This window comes from Planosporangium spinosum, assembly GCF_049999945.1.
GTDB lineage: Bacteria > Actinomycetota > Actinomycetes > Mycobacteriales > Micromonosporaceae > Planosporangium > Planosporangium spinosum.
In genome coordinates this window covers 58,911-81,632 of the sequence record NZ_JBLYUB010000030.1, presented here as the reverse complement: position 1 = coordinate 81,632, position 22,722 = coordinate 58,911, and the positions used below count along the sequence as shown (strand labels likewise).

Annotated in this window: 22 protein-coding genes; 10 read left to right on the top strand and 12 right to left on the bottom strand. The window is 69.3% G+C overall.

The genetic code is table 11. The annotated features are described in order from the left end of the window. Positions 1-255: 255 nt before the first annotated feature. Positions 256-999 (top strand): helix-turn-helix domain-containing protein, encoded by a 744-nt coding sequence (locus ACNTMW_RS29135; protein ID WP_426637112.1) that lies wholly within the window; start codon positions 256-258, stop codon positions 997-999. A gap of 240 nt (positions 1,000-1,239) precedes the next feature. Here ACNTMW_RS29135 and ACNTMW_RS29130 read toward each other — a convergent pair whose 3' ends face one another. The 6 genes from ACNTMW_RS29130 to ACNTMW_RS29105 form a co-directional block, all read right to left on the bottom strand. Beyond that, positions 1,240-1,557, bottom strand: coding sequence for a hypothetical protein (locus tag ACNTMW_RS29130; protein WP_426637111.1), 318 nt, complete (start codon positions 1,555-1,557; stop codon positions 1,240-1,242). 361 nt (positions 1,558-1,918) lie between these two features. Then, on the bottom strand, positions 1,919-2,719 hold the full coding sequence (locus tag ACNTMW_RS29125; RefSeq protein ID WP_426637110.1) for a nucleotidyltransferase domain-containing protein: 801 nt from the start codon (positions 2,717-2,719) through the stop codon (positions 1,919-1,921). Positions 2,720-2,955: 236 nt separating this feature from the next. Continuing rightward, entirely contained in the window at positions 2,956-5,481 is a 2,526-nt protein-coding gene (locus ACNTMW_RS29120) for a polynucleotide kinase-phosphatase (protein ID WP_426637109.1), read from the bottom strand. Then, positions 5,478-6,917, bottom strand: a complete 1,440-nt coding sequence (locus ACNTMW_RS29115; RefSeq protein ID WP_426637108.1) for a 3' terminal RNA ribose 2'-O-methyltransferase Hen1 — start codon at positions 6,915-6,917, stop codon at positions 5,478-5,480. The genes ACNTMW_RS29120 and ACNTMW_RS29115 overlap by 4 nt, the downstream gene beginning before the upstream one ends. A gap of 121 nt (positions 6,918-7,038) precedes the next feature. Continuing rightward, positions 7,039-7,629 carry an STAS domain-containing protein gene (locus ACNTMW_RS29110; protein ID WP_426637107.1) on the bottom strand — a complete coding sequence of 197 codons (591 nt, stop codon included), beginning with the start codon at positions 7,627-7,629 and terminating at the stop codon, positions 7,039-7,041. Between the two features lie 215 nt (positions 7,630-7,844). Beyond that, positions 7,845-8,318: an STAS domain-containing protein gene (locus ACNTMW_RS29105; RefSeq protein WP_426637106.1), complete on the bottom strand. Its 474-nt coding sequence runs from the start codon at positions 8,316-8,318 to the stop codon at positions 7,845-7,847. A 221-nt stretch (positions 8,319-8,539) separates the two neighbouring features. On the opposite strand from ACNTMW_RS29105, the gene ACNTMW_RS29100 reads away from it, so the two are divergent. The 8 genes from ACNTMW_RS29100 (at position 8,540) to ACNTMW_RS29065 (ending at position 15,622) form a co-directional block, all read left to right on the top strand. Next, positions 8,540-9,214: a response regulator transcription factor gene (locus ACNTMW_RS29100; protein WP_426637105.1), complete on the top strand. Its 675-nt coding sequence runs from the start codon at positions 8,540-8,542 to the stop codon at positions 9,212-9,214. Then, the gene (locus ACNTMW_RS29095) at positions 9,211-10,566 is read left to right on the top strand and encodes a sensor histidine kinase (RefSeq protein WP_426637104.1); all 1,356 of its coding nucleotides are present in this window, start codon (positions 9,211-9,213) and stop codon (positions 10,564-10,566) included. Before ACNTMW_RS29100 ends, ACNTMW_RS29095 begins: the two co-directional genes overlap by 4 nt. Further along, a complete protein-coding gene (locus ACNTMW_RS29090; RefSeq protein ID WP_426637103.1) occupies positions 10,563-11,141 on the top strand; it encodes a GerMN domain-containing protein in 579 nt (192 codons plus the stop codon). The genes ACNTMW_RS29095 and ACNTMW_RS29090 overlap by 4 nt, the downstream gene beginning before the upstream one ends. A 283-nt stretch (positions 11,142-11,424) precedes the next feature. Continuing rightward, positions 11,425-11,835 carry an STAS domain-containing protein gene (locus ACNTMW_RS29085; protein WP_426637102.1) on the top strand — a complete coding sequence of 137 codons (411 nt, stop codon included), beginning with the start codon at positions 11,425-11,427 and terminating at the stop codon, positions 11,833-11,835. Then, positions 11,832-12,578, top strand: a complete 747-nt coding sequence (locus ACNTMW_RS29080; protein WP_426637101.1) for an ABC transporter permease — start codon at positions 11,832-11,834, stop codon at positions 12,576-12,578. Before ACNTMW_RS29085 ends, ACNTMW_RS29080 begins: the two co-directional genes overlap by 4 nt. Continuing rightward, entirely contained in the window at positions 12,575-13,804 is a 1,230-nt protein-coding gene (locus tag ACNTMW_RS29075) for an ATP-binding cassette domain-containing protein (RefSeq protein WP_426637100.1), read from the top strand. The genes ACNTMW_RS29080 and ACNTMW_RS29075 overlap by 4 nt, the downstream gene beginning before the upstream one ends. After that, complete coding sequence (locus ACNTMW_RS29070) at positions 13,801-14,583, top strand: ABC transporter permease (protein WP_426637099.1); 783 nt, start codon at positions 13,801-13,803, stop codon at positions 14,581-14,583. The genes ACNTMW_RS29075 and ACNTMW_RS29070 overlap by 4 nt, the downstream gene beginning before the upstream one ends. Positions 14,584-14,635: 52 nt before the next feature. Further along, positions 14,636-15,622 carry a glycine betaine ABC transporter substrate-binding protein gene (locus ACNTMW_RS29065; protein WP_426637097.1) on the top strand — a complete coding sequence of 329 codons (987 nt, stop codon included), beginning with the start codon at positions 14,636-14,638 and terminating at the stop codon, positions 15,620-15,622. A 192-nt stretch (positions 15,623-15,814) separates the two neighbouring features. Here the strand turns inward: ACNTMW_RS29065 and ACNTMW_RS29060 are convergent, their stop codons facing one another. The 6 genes from ACNTMW_RS29060 to ACNTMW_RS29035 all read right to left on the bottom strand — a co-directional run bounded on the left by ACNTMW_RS29060 (position 15,815) and on the right by ACNTMW_RS29035 (position 21,499). Further along, entirely contained in the window at positions 15,815-17,206 is a 1,392-nt protein-coding gene (locus ACNTMW_RS29060) for an alpha,alpha-trehalose-phosphate synthase (UDP-forming) (RefSeq protein ID WP_426637096.1), read from the bottom strand. A 101-nt stretch (positions 17,207-17,307) separates the two neighbouring features. Then, positions 17,308-17,676, bottom strand: a complete 369-nt coding sequence (locus ACNTMW_RS29055; protein ID WP_426637095.1) for an STAS domain-containing protein — start codon at positions 17,674-17,676, stop codon at positions 17,308-17,310. A gap of 219 nt (positions 17,677-17,895) precedes the next feature. Then, positions 17,896-18,189, bottom strand: coding sequence for a nuclear transport factor 2 family protein (locus ACNTMW_RS29050; RefSeq protein ID WP_426637094.1), 294 nt, complete (start codon positions 18,187-18,189; stop codon positions 17,896-17,898). Between the two features lie 153 nt (positions 18,190-18,342). Next, positions 18,343-19,095, bottom strand: coding sequence for a hypothetical protein (locus ACNTMW_RS29045; protein WP_426637093.1), 753 nt, complete (start codon positions 19,093-19,095; stop codon positions 18,343-18,345). Positions 19,096-19,273: 178 nt separating this feature from the next. After that, positions 19,274-19,963 carry a glycoside hydrolase family 12 protein gene (locus ACNTMW_RS29040; RefSeq protein WP_426637092.1) on the bottom strand — a complete coding sequence of 230 codons (690 nt, stop codon included), beginning with the start codon at positions 19,961-19,963 and terminating at the stop codon, positions 19,274-19,276. A 372-nt stretch (positions 19,964-20,335) separates the two neighbouring features. Continuing rightward, the gene (locus tag ACNTMW_RS29035; protein ID WP_426637091.1) at positions 20,336-21,499 is read right to left on the bottom strand and encodes a low temperature requirement protein A; all 1,164 of its coding nucleotides are present in this window, start codon (positions 21,497-21,499) and stop codon (positions 20,336-20,338) included. Between the two features lie 382 nt (positions 21,500-21,881). On the opposite strand from ACNTMW_RS29035, the gene ACNTMW_RS29030 reads away from it, so the two are divergent. Further along, a complete protein-coding gene (locus ACNTMW_RS29030; RefSeq protein ID WP_426637090.1) occupies positions 21,882-22,709 on the top strand; it encodes a type 1 glutamine amidotransferase domain-containing protein in 828 nt (275 codons plus the stop codon). The last annotated feature ends 13 nt before the right edge of the window (positions 22,710-22,722 follow it).

The following is a 22,722-nucleotide window of genomic DNA, read 5'->3' as shown; positions in this document are numbered from 1 at the left end:
CGGATCTTCTTATGCGACAGTGGCTTTCACCTCGACTTGATCGCGGTGAGAGCCTGCGTTCTTGTAGCTGCTGTAATCAGACCGGCGAGCGTCCACTCAAGGCAAGGGGATGGCTGGCCGGTACTGGACGGCGGGGTCCGGACGTCGGCTCGGACGCAGGTCGGAAGCGGTTAGGCATGCTGTCGAGCGAGCAGTAAATCGATCTTGGGCGATTGCTCTTGCCGCAGGTGGTTGCCGTAGTGCATATTGTTTGTTATGCCATCGGAAGCCCTCAGAGGCCAGCGTGGTCCTCGGAGTGATGACTCTGCGAAAGACGCCCGGGCCGCCTTCTGTGCGGATCTTAAAGACCGCATCTCCTCGGGTGGTTTCTCCCAGCGTCAGCTTGCAAAGAAGGCGGGATACGCCAGAAGTACCCTAAACGACACGATTACCGGTCGAGCGTTTCCCCGGTGGGAGTTGGTGGAGGACGTCCTACAGGCGGTTGGAACGACGGGCGATGAAATGCGACTCTGGAAAGTTCGCTGGGATAAGGTATCGAAGGGCCTAGTTCCTATCGAACCTGATCGCGGGGAACACCCGCCCATTGCCGCTAGGAGCCGGGTGCGGGCCGTGCTTGCCGGAGGAATCGGCGGTGCTTTCATCGGAGCTTTGGTAACTTACGCCTTGGTGCCTGCTCGTGCACCGCGAGAGGTACCCGTTGGTGGCGCGACTGTTCGTATCGTCAATACGGACGAAAATGGGACACCAATAGGGCTGCACTCTTATACAGGGCCAACCAACGAAAGCTCGAAGCGGCAGTTTTACGGCGAGGGGGACCACGTCGTTGCTGTGTGCCAGCGTCGCGAGGGTCAATTAGTCCGCGATGCTCCATACAAAGATCGCCCGACAGCTTGGCCGGTGTGGGATCGGCTGGATAACGGCGAATGGATCCCAGACATGTACACCGATCTTCCTAAGGTGCCTGGTTCGCGGCCGCCGAACGGACTGCAGCGCTGCTGAGTGAGGATGTACTCATCTGCCGCGACGAGACGCGCCGGCTGCCAATACGCTCGTCACTGTCCGTATCGGACGTCCGGATGGCCGTTCCGCACAGTGGCGTCCCATCATGCCGAGAAGTGGACCGACGGGCGCCGGCTCATGGCCGGGCGGCGCAGAAGGTACGGAGACCTGCGGACCATCGAAGTCGAGCGGGACATAGCCCTTCACGACTCACCGACGACCTCGCTTCGTCGTCCGCCGTCAGAAGACCATGGCAGCCACCACGACTGCGGTAATGGTGCTGACCGCCATTGCGACCGGTAGCCGCCCCCGGCCGCGCAGTACCGCATTGAGCACTGCGAACAGGCCACCCACCACGAGCAAGACCAGCATGCCGAGAACGAGCACCACTCCCACGCCATCGTCGGTGACCGTTGGGTCGCCGACGATCCAACCGGCCCGGTCCGCGATCGCGTAGCCCATGAAGTAGACGAACGGCGAACCCAGTCCGGCGAGGACACCGACGGCAGCGTTGCCGGCCACGACCAGCGCCCACGCTCTACCTACAGAAGAGGTCACCGAAGAAACGGTACAAGAGGACAGCCACTACCGGGATTGCGCGAGAGCCGAGGTCTTCTCCACAGCCGGTGCCTTCGCCCTCATGCGGATGTACGGTGCCGCTCTGCCATCCGGATTTGCCGCCGACCGTGCGCTAGGCAGCGCCACAAGGCTCGGGTGAATTCCATGACCCAGTTGGACTCCCAGGTCTGTCCACATCCCGGGGGAACCTCAGTCCGCCAGGTACCACAGATCGGGCTTAGCGCACCCGTCTGGAAGGGCGCCTAGTTGATCCGGTGTCACGGGATCCCACCGGAACGGCTGGTTGTCGGCGGCCGGCCGGGCGCTCATGGCCGGCCGCCGACAACGGACTGACAGCGACTCAGTTCCAGCCCCAGTGACGGCGGTGGGCGTCGGCGGACCACTCGGAGATGACGCCGAGATCCGGCTCGGCCGGCAGCGGCGTACGACCGGAGGCAAGCAACTCCTCGATCTCGGCCTGAACGCCACTGATCTCCCGCAGAACATCTGCGACCTCGGATACATCGCCGCGCTTGACCCGCAGTACCCGCTCCCGCTCGCGGCCGGGCATCGGCAGGGTGAGCCGGCCGTCCCGGATGATCTCCAGGCCCTGGTAGGCCAGTCGGAGTGCGTGCGAGGCGTACTTGACGTCGTAGCCGTAGCGGGCGACCAGTTCGGGCCGGTTCGGTACATCACTGCGCCGGCCCCGGCCGAGCAGACGCTCCCGCTGGGCGTCCATATAGCCCAGGAAGCGGTGCACCGCCCGCTGTGACAGCACCGCCGGTGCCAGGGCGCGCAGCTCCTCGCCGAGCGGGTGCAGCGTCAGCACCGACTCCTGCGGCGCGTACAACGGCAGCAGCGCGGTCGGGTTGCCCTTGGTCGCCAGGCGCAGGTACTTGCGCAGCGAGTACATGACCAGGTCGGTGTCCCCGGGGCCGGACCGCGCGCCTTCGGGCTGGGTACGGAACACGTAGTGGTCGACCGGCGCGCGCAGGCCGACGACGTACGCGGGCGGCTCGATGAACACACCCATCTCGTCGTGGTCGTCGGTGCCGTCGATGGCGATGCCGTGCACGCCGGAACCGACCACGGTACGCAGGATCTCGCCGGCGAGGGCAAGATCCCGATCGCCATACTCGGTGTGGGTCGCGGCGCTGATCATCGCGCGATCATGCCACGGCGCACGGCGGAGCTCTTACCGATTTTCCGCGCTGCCGCCAAGCCGGTCGATCCTGGTGAGAATCTCGTCATGCTCGAGGTGGTACGCCCACAGCAGCTTCCCGCCGCGCCGGAGTCGCAGCGCGGGCACCGGACCAGGAATTCCGTCGCGAAATCGCGCACCGTCCACTGCCGGTCGGCGAAACCGGATATTCGATGCCCTGCGGGATGCTCTGCTCATCACAGCCTCGGGTCGGTGGGTTCGGACTCCAGGGCCAGGACAGCGAACACCAGTTCGTGGATCCGCCACAGCGGCTCACCGGCAGCCACCGCGTCCAGCGCCGCCAACCCCAGGCCGTGCTCGCGCAGGGCGAGACCGCGCTTCCGATTCAGGCCCCGGTCGCGGAGGCGTTCGAGGTGACGCGGTTCGGTGTAGTCGGGGCCGTAGATGATGCGCAGGTACTCCCGCCCCCGGCACTTGATGCCCGGTTGGACCAGCTTCCCGTTCGCGCGGTGCAGCAGCCCGCCGTAGGGCTTGATGACCATTCCCTCGCCGCCGCTGCCGGTCAGCTCCAGCCACCAGTCGGTGGCCTCTTTGACCGACGCCTCGTCGCCCAGGTCGACGACGCGCCGGCCGGTGGTCCGCAGCAGTGCGGGGTCGCCGGCGACGAGCCGGTCGCACAGTGAAAGGTGCCAGCCGTGGTCACGTGCGGCGTGGGACGCGCCTTCGGACGCCAGGACCATGAACGGCGCGAGCTGGATGCCGTCCAGTCCGTCGACCGGCCAGCAGTAGCGTCGGTAGGCGTGCGTGAACGCCTCGGCATTGGCCGCCCGCGCGGCCATGTGCGTCCGCAGGTCGGCGAGGTCGAGCCCGCGGTCGATTCCCGCGTCGAGCGTGCTCAGCGCCGACGGCAGGGCGGCGCGGGCCGCGGCGCCGACGGTGGCGTACTGGCCCTTGATGAGGGTGCCGGCCTTCGCCGACCATGGCAGCAGCTCACAGTCCAGCAGCAGCCAGTCGGTGGCCAGCTCGTCGAACAGTGGACCCGCTGCGGCGCGGACGCGGGCCAGCAGGGCCTCGGTCAGGGCAGAGTCGGTGAAGAACGGCCGGCCGGTGCGGGTGTAGATCGCGCCGGATGAGTCGTCGTCCACCCCGAACCGGGTGGCCGCGCTCGCCGCGTCCCGGCAGACGAGTACGACGGCCCGGGAGCCCATGTGCTTCTCCTCGCACACCACCCGGTCGACGCCGGCGGACCGGTAGTCGGCGAACGCCTCGCCCGGGTGTTCCAGGTAGCCGTCCAGAGTAGAGGTGGACGGCGGGGACATCGTCGGCGGCAGCCACAGCAGGTAGCGCGGGTCGACCGCGAACCGGCTCATCACCTCCAGCGCGGCCGCGGCGTTCTCGGCGTCGACCATGACGGTGCCGTAATCGGTGCGGATGTGGCGCCGGCCGGTGACGTCGGCCAGGTTGAGCGTCGTGCCATCGCGCGTCGGGACCGCGTCGACCAGCGGCTTGACCGGCTCGTAGTGCATCTTCTCGGCCGGCACCGACACCAGGGTCTTCTCCGGGTACCGCAGCGCGGTGAGCTGGCCGCCGAACACGCACCCGGTGTCGAGACAGATCGTGTTGTTGACCCATTCGGGCTTCGGGTTCGGCACGTGACCGTAGACGACCAGCGCCTGGCCCCGGTAGTCGTTGGCCCACGGGTAGCGCACCGGCAGGCCGTACTCGTCGGTCTCGCCGGTGGTCTCCCCGTACAGGCAGAAGGCGCGTACCCGGCCGGAGGCCCGGCCGTGGAACTCCTCCTTGAGCCCGGCGTGCGCCACGACCAGCCGGCCGCCGTCGAGGCGCAGGTGGCTGACCAGGCCGTCGATCCACGCCGCGGCGGCCCCGACGAACTCCGGCGGCTCGGCCTCCAGTTGGGCGAGGGTCTCGGCCAGGCCGTGGGTGACGCTGACCTTGCGGCCGCGCAGCTTGCGGAGCAGTTTCTGCTCGTGGTTTCCCGGCACGCACAGGGCCGTGCCGGCGGCGGTCATGCCCATGACCAGGCGCAGCACACCGGGGGAGTCCGGCCCGCGGTCGACGAGGTCACCGACGAAGACCGCGCACCGGCCCTCGGGGTGGGTGGCGTTGACCGGACGGCCCCGCTCGTCGCGCTCCAGTGTCCAGCCGAGCGTCGTGAGCAGCGATTCCAGCTCGGAGCGGCAGCCGTGGACATCGCCGATGATGTCGAACGGCCCGGTGAGCTCGCGCCTGTCGTTCCAGGCCTTCTCGTACGTGATGGTGACGTCGTCGGGGTCGGTGACGATGTGGACCTTGCGGAACCCTTCGCGTCCCAGCTCGCGGAGTGCGCGGCGCAGATCCTGCTGCTGACGGCGCAGGACCTGCCGGCCGAAGTCGCGGTCGGCCCTTGCCTGGGTGCGTTCCCAGGCGACCGGTTCCGGGGTGTCGAGAACGATCGCGACGGGCAGGACGTCATGCCCGCGGGCGAGCTTCACCAGCTCGGCGCGCGCATGCTTCTGCACGTTGGTCGCATCCACGACCACCCGCCGGCCGGCGCGCAACCGGATGGCGGCGACGTGGTGCAGCGCCTCGAAGGCGTCCGTGGAGGCGGACTGGTCGTTCTCGTCGTCGGCGACCATCGCCCGGAACGCATCCGAGGACAGCACCTCGGTCGGTGTGAAGTGCCGGCGGGCGAAGGTCGACTTGCCGGAACCGGAGATGCCTACCAGGGCGATGAGAGACAGTTCGGGAATGTCGAGGTTCACGCCATGGCCTTCCGGAAGAGCGCGAGCTGGGTGGGGGAGCCGACCTCGGGATCGTTGTCGCCGACCGGTCGGAGGTCGACGGCGTAGCCGTACGCCTCGGCGACCCGGTCCGCCCATGCCGCGAACTGTGCCCGGGTCCACTCGAACCGGTGGTCGTCGTGGCGCAGATGTCCATTGGCCAGGCCGTCGTAGCGAACGTTGTACTCGACGTTCGGCGTCGTCACGATCACTGTCTGCGGACTGGCGTGGCCGAACACCGCCCGCTCCAGCGCCGGCAGGCGCACCTCATCGACGTGCTCGATGACCTCCATCAGCACCGCCGCGTCGTAGCCGGTGAGCCGGTCGTCGTGGTAGGTCAGCGCCGACTGGATCAGCGTGATCCGGGACCGCTGCCGCTCGGGCAGCCGGTCGAGCTTCAGCCGCCGCTCGGCGATCTGCAGGTTCACGCTCGACACGTCCGCGCCGACCATCTCGGTGTAGCGTCGATCGGCCATCAGCCGCAGCAGCAGAGTTCCCGAGCCGCAGCCCAGGTCGAGTACCCGGGTGGCGCCGGACTCGGCGAGCGCCGCCAGTACCGCCTCGTGCCGGAACGTGACCAGGGGTTTCCTCCGCTCGGCAGCCTCGACCTCGGCCAGCTGTTCCGCCACCGCCGCTGGCGCGGCGATCGCCTCCAGCTCATCGGAGGCGGCCCGCAGCCGCTCGAGGGCGCTCTGGGCCAGGGAGCGTCGATTGGCCAGATACCGGCGCGTGATCAGTTCCTTGGCGGGATGGTCGTGCAGCCAGCCTTCGCCGGCGCGCAGCAGCTTGTCCACCTCGTCCTCGGACACCCAGTAGTGCTTGGCGTCATCGAGGACGGGCAGCAGCACGTACAGATGGTTGAGCGCATCGGCGAGCTTCTGCCGGCCGGTCAACGTCAGCTGCGCGTACCGCGAGCTGCCCCAGTCCGGGAAGGTGGGGTCCAGCGGGACCGGGTCTGCTGTCACGGTCCAGCCCAACGGGGCGAACAGTCGCTCCACGATCTCGGACCCGCCGCGGCACGGCAGCGCGGCAACCCGGATCTCCAGCGGCAGTGCGAGGTCGACCAACTCGGGACGGTCCCTGCTCGCACCCTTCATCGCGGTACGGAACACCTTGCCCAACGCCACGGTCAACAGGCTCGATGCGGCGTACGGGCGGTCGTTGACGTAGCGTCCGAGCGAGAAGCTATCGGGCGATCTCTGTCCCTTCGACCTCTGCCCCTTCGACGGTCGCGCCAGCTCCACCGGATCCACGTCCAGCAGCAGTGCGACCGTGCACCGCTCAGGAGTGGCCTCCGGATACCAGACGTACGCCGTCCCGCCGGTCGTCGCGAACGACTGCACCCGGTCGGGGTGCTTGACCAGCAGAAAACCCAGGTCGGTAGCCGGGGAGTGCGTGGTGGAGATCGTCAACAACACACGAGGATCATCGCAGGGTCAGCCAGCGAATATCTGTCCCTGGAAACGACCAAACTACGCCGAACGGGTCCGGTCGGTGTGGAAGCGACCGCCCCATTTCCCGGTTCTCCGGGCAGTGCTGCTAGGGGCAGCCCACCGCGATCCAGTCCACCGCCTGCTCGCTGCTGACGAATGTGGGAAAGCCCTGCCGCAGCGGCATGGCGTCAAGCACCGCGATGATGAACGGGGAGGGGGCGGCCAGGCAGAGGTTGCCCCCTTTTTCGTTGAGTGTCTGGTGTGCGCGCACGAGCTCACCGAGCGCGGTTGAGTCGATCAGCCGCACGTCCGCGAGGTCGAGCACCACGTTGCGGCGGTCGGCGCAGGCTTGCTCCAGCACCTCGCGCAGGTTGTCGGCGACCAGTATGTCGAGGTTGCCATGCAACTCGACGACGGTGGTGTCACCTGCCATCCGTATCGACGCGTGCCAAAGGAACTGGGGATTCGGCGCCGGCACGTCCGGGCCGTGGGGGACCGTCGGCGTCGTCGTGACCGCGCAGTCCGGGCAGTAGTGGGGACCGAACGCCGCGGGCGAGCCGGCCCAGCCGTGCTTGGTGACGAGCGCCCACACCACGTCCCAGTTCCGCAGTGTGCTGCTGATGCCGGCAAGCTGATGCCCGCACTTGTCGCAGATGAGGTTGAGACTCTGGCGGTCCGAAGTGGGCAGCGCGGTCACGATGCGATCCTCGGCGTGTGGACTGAAGCGTCCGGCCCCAGCGGCGGTCGACGGTCATCACACGGCGGTAGGGCATCGTCGAGGGCGTCCATGCATCGTGGGGCGGGTCGCATCAGGATCTGAACTCTCTTGTCTGACGAGGCGAGGACGGTGATGGCCGGATTTCCGGCGCAGGTCTGCGGGCCGGCGCGCCGCCACGCCTGAGGGGTGTCCGGCTACGCGGAGGCGGGACGGACCGGTTCGCGGGAGCCCCGTTGTCGATGCGGTTGTGCCTGCGGCGGTGGTTGGCCCGCTGAGCCGGGTACCTCCGCCTCGGTAGCCGGTCCGGTTGCGGTGTCGGCATCGGCGTCCGGCTGGAGAGGCGGCGCGAGTGCGAGCCGCAGAACGTGATCTACCCGGGCGATCTCCAGCAGCCGCCGTACCCGTGGCGCGGGGTGCCGCAGGGTGAGCAGACCGCCCGCCCGCCAGACCCGGCGGTGCGCGTCGACGAGCACCTCGATTCCCGAGGCGTCGAGAAACGGGCACCCGCTGAGGTCGATCACCAGCCGTTGCGGTCGCTGCGCGAGCGCGCGGTCGAGTACCACACCGAGACTGCGAACCGCGGCCGCGTCGAGTGCCCCTTTGACGAATACTTCCACCGCCGGCGGCTTGTCGGACTCCGTCGCCGGACTCCGCGTCGACGCGTCCATCGGTCTCCTCCCACCGGCTGTCCGACTCTGGCTCGACACCAACCTTGATCAGTGATGTGGCGGCGGCTCCGCGAGTTCATGACGATTCAATGACAAACACGTCGCCGTCGGTTCGGCCGCCTGATGGGAGGCGCCCTGTCGGATCTGGCCGACGGTGGCCAAGTTCGCAGCGGTGAGACCCCCGGGATCCGCCCAGGTCGGCGTGCCGCGATGATGCTGGCATGTCAGCGGTACTTGTGATCGAGGACGATGACCGGATCCGACTGTCCCTGGCGCTCGCGCTCGAGGACGAGGGGTACGCGGTGCGGCAGGCGTCGACCGCCGAGGAAGGGTTACTTGCTCAGCGCAAGGATCCCGCCGACACCGTCCTGGTGGACCTGATGCTGCCCGGCATCGACGGGTTTGAGTGCATCCGGGAACTGCGGCGCACCGACGACGTGCCGGTCATCGTGATCAGCGCCCGCAGCGACACGCACGACATCGTGGCCGCGCTCGAGGCCGGAGCCGACGACTACGTGGTCAAGCCGGTCGCGGTCAAGGAGCTGTCGGCTCGGCTGCGGGCGCTACGGCGACGGGCCCGTCCGGCGGTCGCGCCGGTATCCGCGTTGGTCTTCGGTGAGCTGGAGATCCGGCCGGAGGCCGGCGAGGTCACGCTGCACGGGCAGCCGGTGGCGGTGACCCGTACCGAGTTCCGGTTGCTGTGCGAGTTGGCCGACCATGCCGGTCGGGTGCTGTCGCGCCAGCAACTGTTGGCGCGGGTGTGGGAGTACGGCGTCGGCGACGAACGGCTCGTCGACGTGCACGTGGGGCGGCTGCGGCAGAAGATCGAGGACAACCCCGCCGCTCCCCGGCACCTGGTCACCGTCCGCGGGCTGGGCTACAAGCTGCAGCGATGAAGAGGCCCGGTCTTCGCGTACGTCTCATGGCGGGGTTCGCCGCCGGGGCGCTGCTGCTGTCCACCTCGATAGCCGTCCTGTCGTACGAACTGACCCGCCGGTCACTGCTGGCCGAGCGGGAACGTACCGCCGTGCGGGTCACCTACTTCGACGCCACGGTCGTGCAGGCGGGGTTGGCCACCGACCGCCCCGACATCGTCGACGTGCTGCGTTCGCTGGACACCGGGCCGATCCGGCGTCCCGTGCTGCGCCGGGATGGCACCTGGTACGCCCGTAACGCCGACGCGGGTGTCACCTCGTCGGTACCGGCGAGCCTGGAGCGGCTGGCCGAGAGCGGCAGCCCTGGAGTGCAGCGGGTGCGCGCGAACGGGCAACCCGCGCTGGTGGTGGCGGTGCCGCTGGGGCGGTCCACGGTGTTCTACGAGGTGCACTCGCTGCAGGAACTCGAAAGGACTCTCCAGGTCCTGGCGCTGGTGCTCACCATCGTCGCCGGGGTCACCGCGTTCGCCGCTGCGGGGGCGGGATGGTATGCCACCCGGTACGTGCTGCGCCCCCTCGCCTCGGTCGCCGTCGCGGCGCAGGAGATCACCAACGGTGACCTCACGGCCCGGCTCGACCCGGCAACGGAACCCGAACTTGCCCGGCTGGCCTCGTCGTTCAACCAGATGGTCGACCAGTTGTCCCGGCGGCTCGAGCGCGACCGCAGGTTCGCCGCCGATGTCAGCCACGAGCTGCGCTCCCCGCTGCAGACCCTGGCCGCGGCCGTCAGCGTCCTGGACAAGCGGCGGGCACACCTCGACCAGCGCACCGCCACGGCGGTGCGCCTGGTCGCCGACGAGGTGGCCCGGTTCCAGACGCTCGTCACCGACCTGCTCGAACTCGCCCGCAGTGACCAGCCGCCGGAACGTACCGAGGTCGACGTCGCCGAGCTCGCCCGCGGTGTCTGCCGATCACGCGGCGTACCGGCCGAGATCGTTCGCGTCGATGCCGGCGCGGACCCCACGTGGCCGGTCGACCGGCGGCGTTTCGAACAGGTTCTGGCCAACCTTGTCGACAACGCCAGCCGGCACGGGGGCGGCGCGGTGGCCGTACGGTTCGGCCATGCCGTTGGAGTGCGGTACCTCGAGGTCGACGACGAGGGTCCCGGTGTCGCCCCGGAGGACCAGGAAACGATCTTCTACCGGTTCGTCCGGGGCCGGCCGGCCCACGCCCGCGGTGACAGCGACGGAACGGGTCTCGGTCTGGCGCTGGTCGCCCAGCACGTCGCCGCGCACGGCGGCCGGGTTCTCGTGACCGATCGTCCCGGCGGGGGAGCGCGGTTCCGTGTCGAACTACCGGAGAACACACCATGAGAACCCGTGCCCTCGCGACGCTGACTGCCACGCTCGTCGGCGCGCTCCTCGCTGGCTGTGCCGGAGTTCCCGCCGAGGAGTCCGCCCGAGAGATCACCCCGCCACCCGGCCCGTACCAGGCCGTGGTGTCCGCCGCGCCGACCACCGCCGTGCCGGGAACCCTGTCGGAGAAGCTGTTCCTGGTCAAGGACGCCAAGCTGGTCGCCGTATCACGGCAGGTACATGTCCAGCCGACCGCCGACACCCTGGTACGCGATCTTCTGGCCGGGCCCACCGACAGCGAACGAGACGACGGCTTCAGCAGCGCACTCGCCGGCGCCAACGTCATCACCGGAGTGCGCCTGGTCGATGGCGAGGCGATCGCCGAGATCGGATCCGGCCTTACCGGAGCCGGCCGCAACGACGACGTCCTGGCCTTCGCCCAGGTCGTCTGCACCCTCGACAACCGACCCGATATCCACGGCGTGTCGTTTACCAGGAACGGGCAGCGCATCGGTATTCCCCGCGCCGACGGCTCGCTGACGCAAGGCCCCCTCACCGTCGCCGACTACACGAGCCTTATCGCAGGCATGTGAGCCCGCCGGGCACCGTGCCCGCTGCGGAGAAAGAGACGGTACTCGCGAGAAGGCCCCCGGCCAGCGCGGCCAGCGCGATGCGGTAACCGGATCGGCGGCGGTCATGGGGACATTCGTCGGCGGCGACGGTTCCGGGCGCCGGTCACCGTGCCACCGCGGCCGGGCCACTTCGGGGTGACGCGTGATTTTTCATGAGTTCGTCATGATCTCGCGGACGGGCTGCCACATGCCTGATCGAGGTTGGTGGTCGGACAGCGCCACATGACCGGAAGGGGGCGGTCCGATGGACAGGCCGACGCGGGATCCGGCGACGGAGACAGACAGCGAACCGGTGATCGTGGTAACCGTCGACGGAGCACTCAACGTGGCCGCGGTTCGGGGCCTCGGAGCGGTGGTCGACCGCGCCCTCGCCCAGCGACCGCAACGGCTGGTGATCGACCTCAGCGACTGCACGTTCCTCGACGCCTCCGCCATCGAGGTGCTCGTCGACGCGCACCGCCGGGTCTGGCGGGCGGGCGGTCTGCTCACCCTGCGGCACCCCTCGCCGCGGGTGCGGCGACTGCTGGAAATCGCGCGGGTGGGTCACGTCCTGCACATCGCGCCCGCGCTGCCGCCCGAACCGGAGCCCCACGTCCAGCCGACGGGACGCCCATCTGCCCGCTCGCACTCAGCCCCGACCGGGAGTCACGGATGACGTTCCTTCAGTACCTGGAGAGCCGGCGCGACCTGCTCCTCGCACAGACGTTGGAGCACGCCTACATCGTGCTGATGGCGGTCGCGGTCGCGACGGTCGTCGGAGTTCTGATCGGCGTTGCCACGCACCGTCATCGGCGGGCGCGGGCGATCGCGACCGCGATCGCCGCGGCGATCCTGACCATTCCGTCGTTCGCGTTGCTCGGTCTGATGATCGCCCCGTTGGGGCTGGGCTATCTGCCCGCGCTGGTGGCGCTGAGCCTGTACGCGTTGCTGCCCGTCATCCGCAACACGGTTGTCGGTCTGACCGGGATCGACCCGGCGCTGGCCGAGGCTGCCCGGGGCATCGGCATGAGCCGACTGCGGTCGCTGGTCACGGTGGAGTTGCCGCTGGCCTGGCCGGTGATCCTGACCGGGATCCGGGTCTCCACGCAGATGACGGTGGGGATCGCCGCGATCGCCGCGTACGTGGGCGGTCCCGGTCTCGGCAACCAGATCTTCTCCGGCCTGGCCAATCTCGGCGGGGTCAACTCGCTCAACAAGGCCCTCGTGGGCACCGTCGGCGTGGTCGTGCTGGCGCTCACGATCGACGGGTGTCTCGCCCTGCTCGGTGCGCTGACCCGTCCGGGGCGCCTGCGTCGGTCGTCAGCGTCGGGTCGGCGGGGTCGACCACGGCCGGCCGTCAGTGGGGACGCGGCCGGGCCGGTCGCGGTCCTTTCTACCAGCCAAGGAGGTCAGCGATGACTGATGACGTGATGATCAGCCTGGAGAACGTGAGCAAGACGTACCGGGGGCAGAAGGTGCCCGCGGTGGACAACGTCTCGATGGAGATCCGCCGCGGCGAGATCGTGGTCCTGGTGGGGCCGTCGGGCTGCGGCAAGACCACGACCATGAAAATGATCAACAGGCTGATCGAGCCGAGCAGTGGTCGCATCTGTGTCGACGGCGCCGACGTCACCTCCCTCGACGGCACCGAACTGCGCCGCCGCATCGGTTACGTCATCCAGCAGGGCGGCCTCTTCCCGCACATGAGCGTGGCCACCAACGTCGGGCTGGTACCCAAGATGCTGGGCTGGAACCGGCGGCGCATCGACGATCGGGTCGACGAACTGCTGCACCTGGTCGGCCTGGAGCCGGGACAGTTCCGCAACCGGCTGCCGCGCCAGCTCTCCGGTGGACAGCAGCAGCGCGTCGGCGTCGCCCGCGCCCTGGCCGCCGATCCTCCGGTGATGCTGATGGACGAGCCGTTCGGCGCCACCGACCCGCTGACCCGCGATCGGCTGCAGAACGAGTTCCTCCGACTGCAGGAGAAGCTGCAGAAGACGATCGTGTTCGTCACCCACGACTTCGACGAGGCGATCAAGATGGGTACCCGGATCGCGGTGCTCGGCGAACGCTCGCGCATCCGCCAGTTCGACACCCCGGAGCAGCTGCTGGCCGCCCCCGCCGACAAGACGGTCGGCCGGTTCATCGGTGCCGGCGCCGCCCTCAAGCGGCTCAACCTCCGGCGGGTCGACGCGGTCGAGTGGGACGATGCCGAGCTGATGCACCGCGACGAGTCGCCCACCGCCGTGCTGCGCCGGCTGGACCAGTCGGGGGCCTGGGCGGTGCTCACCGTCGACCGCACGGGTCGTCCGTTGCGGTGGGTCAGCCCGCGCGACCTGGAGCCGGACCAGAGCAGCCTGGACGGGGTGGGCATCCCCGTCGCCGTGGTGGAGCCGCGGGCCACCCTCCACGACGCGCTCGACACGATGCTGGGGTCCGGCTGCGGCACCATCGTCGTGGTCGACGACGACGGCCGGTACCGCGGTGTGGTGGATATCGAGTGCCTGATGCGCGCGATCAACGACATGCGTGCGGCGGAGCGCGACCGCGACCGCGGCATCGTCGAGGCACCGGCCCGCACGCCCGGCCTCGTGGGCGGGCAGCGGCGGAATGCCGCTGCCGCCCGGATCCGGGGTTCGCGATGACATCGAGCATTCTCGCCGCCAGCCCGACCGCGGTCGCCGCGCCGTCGCGCTGGCAGGCCCTGCTGCGCCGCCACTCCGCCATGCCGGTGGTCATCGCGGCGGCGCTCCTGGCCACCTACCTGTGGGTGCACGGCAAGCGGTTGGACGACATCGAACAGCGCTCCCTCAACAGCGACACGCTTCTCCGGTTACTCGGCCAACACCTGCAACTCACCGCCGCCACCACCGTTGTCGTGGTGGTCATCGCGGTGGGCGCCGGTGTCCTGCTGACCCGTCCGGCGCTGCGCCGGCTCGCCCCGGTCGCGACCGGCTTGGCGAACATCGGGCAGGCCACCCCGGCGATCGGACTGCTGGTGCTGCTCAGCATCTGGCTGGGCATCGGGTTCACGACGGCACTGATCGGGCTCGTCGCGTACGCCGTGCTGCCGGTGCTGCAGAACACGATCGTCGGGATCAACCAGGTGGACCGGCAACTGATCCAGGCGGGCAAGGGCATCGGCATGTCCCCGCTCGCCGTTCTGGTCCGGGTCGAGCTACCGCTGGCCCTGACGGTCATCATGGCCGGCATCCGCACGGCGCTGGTCCTCGCCGTCGGCGTGGCGACGCTGGCCACGTTCATCAATGCCGGCGGTCTCGGTGAGCTGATCCTGACCGGCATCAAGCTGCAGCGCACCTCCGTGCTGGTCACCGGTGCGGTGCTCACCGCCGCGCTGGCGCTGACACTGGACTGGCTCGGCGGCCTGATCTCGGACCTGCTGCAGCCACGCGGACTCGACTGACAGCGCCCCGAGACCGCTGCTCCGACCGACCGCCCGGGTAAGGAAATCATCAATGTTTGCTAGGAAACTCGCTCCCCGACTGGCGGCGGGCCTCGCGGCCATCGCCGTGGCGCTGACGGCCGGGTGCACGGTGACGACCGAGAACGACGCTGCCGAGGTGGCCGTCGGTCGCGGGTCGATCAAGAAGGACCCGGCGCTGGCCGGCAAGACCATCGCGGTCGGCTCGAAGGACTTCACCGAGAACATCCTCCTTGGTCACCTGACGATGATCGCTCTGAAGGCGGCCGGCGCGAACGTCGACAATCGCATCAACATCAAGGGCTCGGTGAACTCCCGCAAGGCCCTGGTCGCCGGCTCGATCGACGCGTCGTGGGAGTACACCGGCACCGCCTGGATCACCTACCTCAACCACACCGACCCCGTCCCCGACTCGAAACGCCAGTACGAAGCGGTGGTCAAGGAGGACTGGGAGAAGAACAAGGTGGTCTGGTCGGCCCCGGCGCCGGCCAACAACACCTACGCGCTGGCCGTACGCGAGGACAAGGCCCGTGAATGGAACCTCACGACGCTGTCCGACCTGGCCGCGTTCGCGGGGAGCCACCCGACCGAGGCCACCTTCTGCCTGGAGAGTGAGTTCGCCAGCCGCAACGATGGCTGGCCCGGCCTGACGAAGGCGTACGGCATGTCCGTGCCGCCCGCCAACGTCAAGATCGTCGACACCGGGGTCGTTTACACGGAGACGAAGAAGGGCACGGCCTGCAACTTCGGTGAGGTTTTCACCACCGACGGTCGGATCAACAACCTCAAGCTGGTGCCGCTCTCCGACGACAGGACGTTCTTTCCCATCTACAACCCCGCGCTCACCCTGAACGGCAAGACGGCTGCTGAGTACCCCAGCCTGGTGAAGCTGCTCGACCCGGTCGCGGCCAAGCTCGACGACGCCACGTTGCGTAGGCTCAACGAGGAGGTCGACGTCAAGGGTGAGCTGCCCTCCAAGGTCGCCGCGGACTGGATGAGGCAGCAGGGTTTCATCGGGTGAGCACATGTTCGCTCGCGACAAGCAGGGCTGCGGTGGCGACGGCATCGGCCTGCTGTCCGGGTCACCCACGGCCCCCTGTGCGGATGCGGCCGGCTTGCACGTGATTCTTGGGCGGGCCGGCCATCCGCGATTCTGGGGGCGGGCCGGCCATCCGCGATTCCGCGGGCGGCCGGCCCGCCCGCGCGGGCGAGGTTATCGGCTGCGGTCCAGGGCGGTGAGAAAGCTGTCGGCCCACCGGTCGACGCCGTGAGTGTGCAGGTGGCGGCGCATGGCGCGGATGCGCCGGGCGTGCTCTCCGGGGTCGGTGCGTACCGCGCGGATCAAGGTGTCCCGCAGCGCGTCGACGTCGTAGGGGTTGACCAGGTACGCCTGGGGCAGCTCGGCGGCGGCGCCGGTGAACTCGCTCAGTACGAGCGCGCCGTCGCCGGCCAGCCGCGCGGCGACGTACTCCTTGGCGACGAGGTTCATGCCATCCCGCAGCGGGGTCACCACCATGACGTCGGCGGCCAGGTAGAGCGCTACGAGCTCCCGGCGAGACAGGGACTGGTAGAGATAGTGCACGGCGGGCTGGCCGACCTGGCCGTGGTCGCCGTTGATGCGTCCGACCAGGCCGTTGACGCGCTCCCTCAGGTCGCGGTAGTGCGCGACGCGTTCGCGGCTGGGGGTGGCGACCTGTACCAGCACCGATCCCGGGCTGCTGAGCTGGCCGCCGTCCAGCAGCTCACCGAAGGCGGCCAGCCGGTGCTCGATGCCTTTGGTGTAGTCGAGCCGGTCCACCCCGAGCAGGACCGTGTCAGGGGCGCCCAGCTCCGCGCGGATCTCCTTGGCGCGGGTCTGTACCTCCGGGTCGGCGGCGAGGGCTTCAATCTCGCCGACGTCGATGGAGATCGGGAAAGCGCCGGCCGACACGGTCCGCCCCTCGTACTCGACGCGGTCTCCGGCCGGCCGCAGGCCGAGTAGCTGGCGTGCCAGCCACAGGAAGTTACGGGCACCGCCGGGGCGCTGGAAGCCGACCAGGTCGGCGCCGAGCAGGCCGCGCATGATTTCGGTGCGCATCGGCATCCGCATGAACAGCTCGACCGGCGGGAACGGGATGTGCAGGAAGAATCCGATCCGCAGATCTGGCCGCATCGCCCGCAGCATGCCCGGTACCAGCTGCAACTGGTAGTCGTGTACCCATACCGTGGCACCGGGCGTGGCGAGGTCCGCGGCGGCCCGGGCGAATCGTTCGTTGACCGCCCGGTACGCCGCGCGCCACTCGCGCTGGAACACCGGATGTTCGACCGCGTCGTGGTAGAGCGGCCAGATCGTGGCGTTGGACTGGCCGTCGTAGTACTGGACGACCTCGTCGGCGCTGAGTCCGATCGGGCACAGCCGCATCCCGTCGATCGTGAACGGCTGCGGGGCGGTCTCGGTGTCACCGTCCCATCCGACCCAGGCGCCGCGCCGGGCAGCGACCACCGGCCGTAGCGCGGTGACCAGACCGCCCGGGCTGGGCCGCCAGCCGCCGGTGCCATCGGTGGCGCTGCCGCGGTCGACCGGCAGTCGGTTGGCCACCACCACCAGGTCGTACTGCTCGCCCATCCGGATCACCGGTCCTCGTGGCGGCGGGTCATCTGCGCCGTTCGGCCCGTGCACAACTGCTGACCGGACATCCGACCTCCAGTAATGGTCATGTGCTTGACCTATTGCTGTACGGCCGCCACAGCGGCGCGTCCGGTGGCGGCTTGCGCGTCGGGTCCCGGCTGGGGCGCAGCCAGGGGCGTGATGTCCAGCGGGTGATCCCAGTGGACGCCTTCCAGGATGTGGCGCACCCGTGGCGACGGGCACCGCACGGCGATGAGGCAACCCGCCTGCCAGGCTCGGCGATGCGAGTCGACAAGTAGCCCGATCACGGAGACATCGACCGAGGGGTAGTCGGACAGGTCGATCACGAGGTTTTGCGGCCGCTGTTCGATGGCGCAGTCCAGCAACACGGCCAGAGCGCGTGCCGCCACCGCGTCCAGTTCCCCTTCTACGGTGACGACGACGGTAGGTCCGTTGCCGAATTCCATCGTCGGACCCCGCATCGATATGCCCATCGGTCTTCTCCCCGCTCCGCGTCCTTCCCGGAATACCAACCTCGATCAGGCATGTGGCGGCGGACCCTCGAAAACATGACGAGTTGATGACAGATCAACTTTTGCCAGGCGCTGCGGGGCACGTACCGGGTCGACCTCGAAGCACGGTGACGACCGCCGCTCATTGGTCGGGGCCGGGAAAGCCCCGCCCGTTCAGGGCTGCAGGTCGGTGCGTGCGGCACCGGTCTGGGGATCGCACGGGTACGACAGGTGACGATGCATCATTGCCCAGCCGTTATCGGTGCGGCGGAATATTCGGGTTCCCGCGACCGGGTCTCGTCCGGCTTCCCGTCCGGCCCTTCGACTCGCACCCGGTTCAATCCCCAGGCGACGGCGAGGTTGCCCTGGGTGACGGCGGTCATGTCGGGTACCGGCCAGGACACCTCGCCGGAGCCCGAGCGTGAGCCGTATCCGGTGGTCGGGGTGTCGCGCGAGGTGATCCGGCATGCCGCAACGTAGGAGCGCGTGGGCGGTCACCAACCGCGGCGCCTTCCGCGCCTCCGACGATCCGCGTCACGTCAAGGTGCTGGTGACGATCGGGCAGCCGTAGGAGACCGTCTCCACGTCGTCGACGCCCGCCCGTGCCGACCGGCATGGCCGTCAGCCGGTGGGGTGCCCGGCCGCGCCCAGCTCGGCGAGCATCGGCCGTAGCCGGGTCGCCAGCGCCGGATCCGTGTACGCCAACTCCGTCGCCAGTACGGTCGCGGCGGCGGCCAACGCACGGCGCAGCTCGGCTTCGTCCAGCGACCGGACCAGTGTCGCCTCGAGCGGCGCGGTCAGCTGTTCCGGCAGCAGGTGCGCACCCTTGGCGTACTCGGTCGGGTGGCCCAGGCGTAGGCACGCCAGCGCGAGCACCTGGTCGCGGACCGCGCTGATCCAGTACTCCGCCTGCCACCACCTGCGTCTTTCGATGCACGCCCGCGCGTGCAGGGCGTGGTGCCATGCCAGGCCGGTCAGGTGGTCGCCCCTCGGCAGCGCGACGGGCTCGACCTTCGAGGGGCGGCCGAAGACGGCGCGCCAGTTCGGCCCGCGCGGTCCGAACTCGGCCGCCGGGGCGAACGCGATGTCGACCTCGAGCCATCCGGGCAGCAGGAACACCCGGTAGATCGTGGCGCCCGCGCGCAGGTCCCAATGGTGCAGGGCGGCGAAGTCGCCGTAGAGCCGCCGGGTCCAGCGCTCCAGAACCGCATCGAGGTCGCCCTCGATCGCGAAGGTCACGTCGATGTCCGACCATCGGTCGCTCCGGTCGGCGGCGTGCGAACCGATGATCGCAGCCCCGACGACGGCGGGGTCGGCCCTGGCCTGGTCGAGGAGGTGCGCGCGGATCCGGTCGCGTTCCTCGGTGGCGAACATCGCGTCACCCTACCGGGAGCGCGCGGGCGACGAGTCCTACCGGGAGCGTGCGGGCGACGACGCGGTGACCACCGGTCGGTACGGCAGCGGCCCGCGAGCCGTCGAGGCTGCCTCCCCGCCGGTGCGCCGGGCAGGCGCCGGCTGGCCGGCGAGCCGGCGGGGAGTGGGGACCACGACGTCAGCCGGCCGACACCGAGTAGCTGTTGGTCACGAAGTTCATGCCGCCGCTGGACGAGGTGATCTCGTACCCGAACTGGACGTTCCCCAGGGTCACATCGCCGAACCAGCCACGGTTCCTGATCCAGTTCAGGACGGCTTTGATATCGACGGAGCCGGAGTTGGTGTTACCGGTGCGGACGAACGAGAAGACCGCGTTCGACCCGTTGGAGCCCCGGTACACGTTCCAGCTGTGGCCGCCGACCGTCGCGCTCGCCTGCCAGGATCCCAGCGGACCGACGGCCCCCTGCTTGTTCATCCACAGCATGATTTCGTACGCGTTGTTGTCGCACCAGACGTCGTAGGCGGTCGTGTACGCGCCGCTGCCGGGAACCGTGACGTTGAAGCTGCTCGTCGCGCTGCCCAGCGCGCTCAGGCGCTTGTTCACGTTCCTGCTCGCGTTCGGGTACGACTTCACGCCGCCGGTGTTCGGGTGGTTGGCCCACACGCCCCAGTTGCTGTACGAGTTGGCCCAGATCGTCTGCGGGCCGGCGCCGCTGCCCCAGATGTTGTTGTAGAGCGTGTAGCCCCCGTTGGACCAGGACCCCCACTGGTCGGAGGTCGACCAGGTCGCGGCGTGGGCGGCCGTCGGGCTGAGCAGGACCAGGACGGCGGCTGTCAGGGCGGATACCACGATGCGAAGCTTTCGCATGAAGGACTCCTTCGGCGAGTACCGGGCGCCGACGCCGTGCCCGGCAGCCGCTGGACGAGCGCGCGCGGTACCCGGCCGGTGGCGCGCGCTCCACCGGCTTCACCGCGCCCGCTGGCCAGTTGTCCGAGGACCGGCGAGGCTAATCGAATCGCTTCGACAGTGCGGGCAGGCGTTGATGCGCATCGATGTGTTGTGTCCGTCACGATAGGAGCCCGAGCCGTCACGACGCAACGGCCGGATCGCGACCCGAATTGCCGATTGGTGGCAAGGAACTGGCCGATCGGCAGCTCCGCCGGACGGTCCCCGGCCGTGCGGTGAGCCGGGCGGCCGCTGCCGGTCGGCGGGGGCGCGGGTAGGCCACCACCGACGCCGTCAGTGCGGCGCGACCGGCTCCCGCTCGGCGGGCGTACCGGCGGCCTCGCGGCCGCGCGAGCGGTCGACCAGCGCGACCACCATGAGGACCGCGTCGAGCAGGATCAGTGCCACCATCCCGGGCAGGACGAAGGCAACCGGGATCAGGCCCAGGCAGACGAGCCCGCCGACGAGGTGGTCGACGCGCGGCCGGTGGCCCCGGCGGGTGCTGACGGCGCTGAGGCCGAGCAGGAACACCGCCGCGCCGCCGCCGAGGCAGACCGGATAGACGCCGTGCAGGTGCTCCAGCGGGTGCGCCATGACGCCCTCGAGCCCCACGGCGATCAGCGCGATGCCGGCGACCAGCGGCAGGTGCAGGTAGCTGAACAGGTCCCGGGCCAGGTGGGCCCGCCTGGGGCCGACCGCGCGCACCAGCTCGCGCTCGTTGAGCCCGGCTTCCCAGTCGAAGTACGCCCACCACAGCCCGCCCACCGCGGCCAGCGCCAATATGATCGCCGCGGCGAGCAACGGGGTGATGGCCGCGTGGCTCTGGAGCACGCCGACGCCGACGGCGACCACCGACTCGCCGAGCGCGATGATGATGAACAGCCCGTGCCGCTCGAAGAAGTGTCCGGCGTGGACGGTGAACCCGCCGACCCCGGTGATCAGCGGGGTGCCGTAGTCGATGGCCACGGCCAGGCACCACAGCGCGATCTGCACGCCGGACGGCACGAACACGCCGATCAGGAGCAGGACCGAGGCGGCCAGGTTGCCCGGTGCCAGGCGCAGGATGGCCGCCCGGTTGGCCCCGCCGGCCACCGCGTACAGCACCAGGTGCAGCACGCGGACCACGAAGTACCCGAGCGCGAACGCCAGCGCGTTGTGGCCGCTGGCCTGTGGCACCGCGATGGCCACCACCAGCATGGAGCCCATCGCGGCCAGGACGACCACACGCGAGGCGACGGTGGTGGTCTCCACCGCGTTGGTGAGCCAGGCGTACGCACCCCAGGTCCACCACAGCAGGGCGAGCACCAGCATGCCGCGGAAGGCCCCGGCGGCGTCGGGGTGTTCGAGGATCAGGGCGGTGACCCGCGTCAGCGAGAACACGAAGACGAGGTCGAAGAAGAGTTCGAAGGGCGACACCGGCCGCGGCGGCTCGGTGTGGACGGCGGGTGCCTCGCTCATGCCCTGATTCTGGCACGGTGGGCGCGATTCATGGGGTCCCGTAATGGCTTTCCGGCGCGGTATATCCCGTTGTCCGGCTGTGTTGTCGTGAACCTGACGAAGTACCGGTCGCGACCTGAAGAAATATGCCGCCGCCGGCGCCGACGGCGGCATCGTCCACATGCGATGACGTGCCCGTCGATGAGGTCCGTGATCCGATCCGGCGGGCTGGCGCCCGAGACTTGACGAAGATTGCCCGCGCATACCGTGGCGTACGGCGGGTGCCTTTTCCGGTCGTTGACTGCCCCGATGTGCCGGCCGCAGTATTCGGTATCCGAAAGCGCCGGCCGCTGGCTCATACGGAGCCATCGTCGCCGAATCCTCTGCGAACCGAGGAGTCGCCGTGACAAAGAAAATCCTCGTCCTGCTGTCCGAATACGGGTACTGGGGTGAAGAACTCGTCGGGCCGTTGACCGCGTTCGACGAGCGGGGGTACGAGGTCGTCTTCGCGACGCCCAACGGCCGCCGCCCGCGGGCCCTGCCGCCGAGCCTGGAGCCCGACTTCATCGACCCGCCGCTGGGCCGCAGCGTGGTCAGCCAGGAGGTGGCCAAGCTGGCCCGCGAGGTGGACGGGTCCGACCGGCTGGCCGGCCCGATCAGCCTCGCCGACTGGCTGCCCACCCGGCCGTACACCAGTGCCGACGACTACCTGCGCACGCTGGAGGCGTACAGCCGGGCGGTCGGCGAGAAGCTCGAGGCCGAGATCGCCGAATACGACGCCCTCCTGGTCGTCGGCGGCAGCGGCCCGATCGTCGACCTGGCCAACAACGGCCGGGTGCACGACCTGATCCTGGCCTTCCTTCGCAGCGACAAGGTGATCGGCGCGGAATGCTACGGGGTCGCCTGCCTCGCGTTCGCCCGCGACTGGGAGTACCGGCGCAGCATCCTGTGGGGCAGGCACGTCACCGGGCACTGCAAGGAATACGACTACAAGGACGGCACCGGGTTCCTCAACACCGATTTCAACATGGGCCCGCCGCCGTACCCACTGGAGTACATCCTGCGCGACGCGACCGGCCCGGACGGTGCCTACCACGGCAACTTCGGCCGGGAGATCTCGGTCATCGTCGACTACCCGTTCGTCACCGGACGATCGACGCTGGATTCGTTCCGGACCGGCGAGAAAATGGTCGCGATGCTGGAAGACGGACTTCGCCGCTACGGCTGGTGAGAAAGGGTACGTC

What these genes read in the sequence shown, in the direction of transcription:
- ACNTMW_RS29050 (WP_426637094.1), bottom strand. Translation starts at nt 18,189, where the DNA reads ATGCCGGATCACCTCGCGCGACACCCCGACCACCGGATACGGCTCACG.
- ACNTMW_RS29045 (WP_426637093.1), bottom strand. Translation starts at nt 19,095, where the DNA reads ATGTTCGCCACCGAGGAACGCGACCGGATCCGCGCGCACCTCCTCGAC.
- ACNTMW_RS29065 (WP_426637097.1), top strand. Translation starts at nt 14,636, where the DNA reads ATGTTTGCTAGGAAACTCGCTCCCCGACTGGCGGCGGGCCTCGCGGCC.
- ACNTMW_RS29035 (WP_426637091.1), bottom strand. Translation starts at nt 21,499, where the DNA reads ATGAGCGAGGCACCCGCCGTCCACACCGAGCCGCCGCGGCCGGTGTCG.
- ACNTMW_RS29040 (WP_426637092.1), bottom strand. Translation starts at nt 19,963, where the DNA reads ATGCGAAAGCTTCGCATCGTGGTATCCGCCCTGACAGCCGCCGTCCTG.
- ACNTMW_RS29075 (WP_426637100.1), top strand. Translation starts at nt 12,575, where the DNA reads ATGACTGATGACGTGATGATCAGCCTGGAGAACGTGAGCAAGACGTAC.
- ACNTMW_RS29105 (WP_426637106.1), bottom strand. Translation starts at nt 8,318, where the DNA reads ATGGACGCGTCGACGCGGAGTCCGGCGACGGAGTCCGACAAGCCGCCG.
- ACNTMW_RS29055 (WP_426637095.1), bottom strand. Translation starts at nt 17,676, where the DNA reads ATGGAATTCGGCAACGGACCTACCGTCGTCGTCACCGTAGAAGGGGAA.
- ACNTMW_RS29085 (WP_426637102.1), top strand. Translation starts at nt 11,425, where the DNA reads ATGGACAGGCCGACGCGGGATCCGGCGACGGAGACAGACAGCGAACCG.
- ACNTMW_RS29070 (WP_426637099.1), top strand. Translation starts at nt 13,801, where the DNA reads ATGACATCGAGCATTCTCGCCGCCAGCCCGACCGCGGTCGCCGCGCCG.
- ACNTMW_RS29135 (WP_426637112.1), top strand. Translation starts at nt 256, where the DNA reads ATGCCATCGGAAGCCCTCAGAGGCCAGCGTGGTCCTCGGAGTGATGAC.
- ACNTMW_RS29080 (WP_426637101.1), top strand. Translation starts at nt 11,832, where the DNA reads ATGACGTTCCTTCAGTACCTGGAGAGCCGGCGCGACCTGCTCCTCGCA.
- ACNTMW_RS29090 (WP_426637103.1), top strand. Translation starts at nt 10,563, where the DNA reads ATGAGAACCCGTGCCCTCGCGACGCTGACTGCCACGCTCGTCGGCGCG.
- ACNTMW_RS29100 (WP_426637105.1), top strand. Translation starts at nt 8,540, where the DNA reads ATGTCAGCGGTACTTGTGATCGAGGACGATGACCGGATCCGACTGTCC.
- ACNTMW_RS29095 (WP_426637104.1), top strand. Translation starts at nt 9,211, where the DNA reads ATGAAGAGGCCCGGTCTTCGCGTACGTCTCATGGCGGGGTTCGCCGCC.
- ACNTMW_RS29060 (WP_426637096.1), bottom strand. Translation starts at nt 17,206, where the DNA reads ATGGGCGAGCAGTACGACCTGGTGGTGGTGGCCAACCGACTGCCGGTC.
- ACNTMW_RS29125 (WP_426637110.1), bottom strand. Translation starts at nt 2,719, where the DNA reads ATGATCAGCGCCGCGACCCACACCGAGTATGGCGATCGGGATCTTGCC.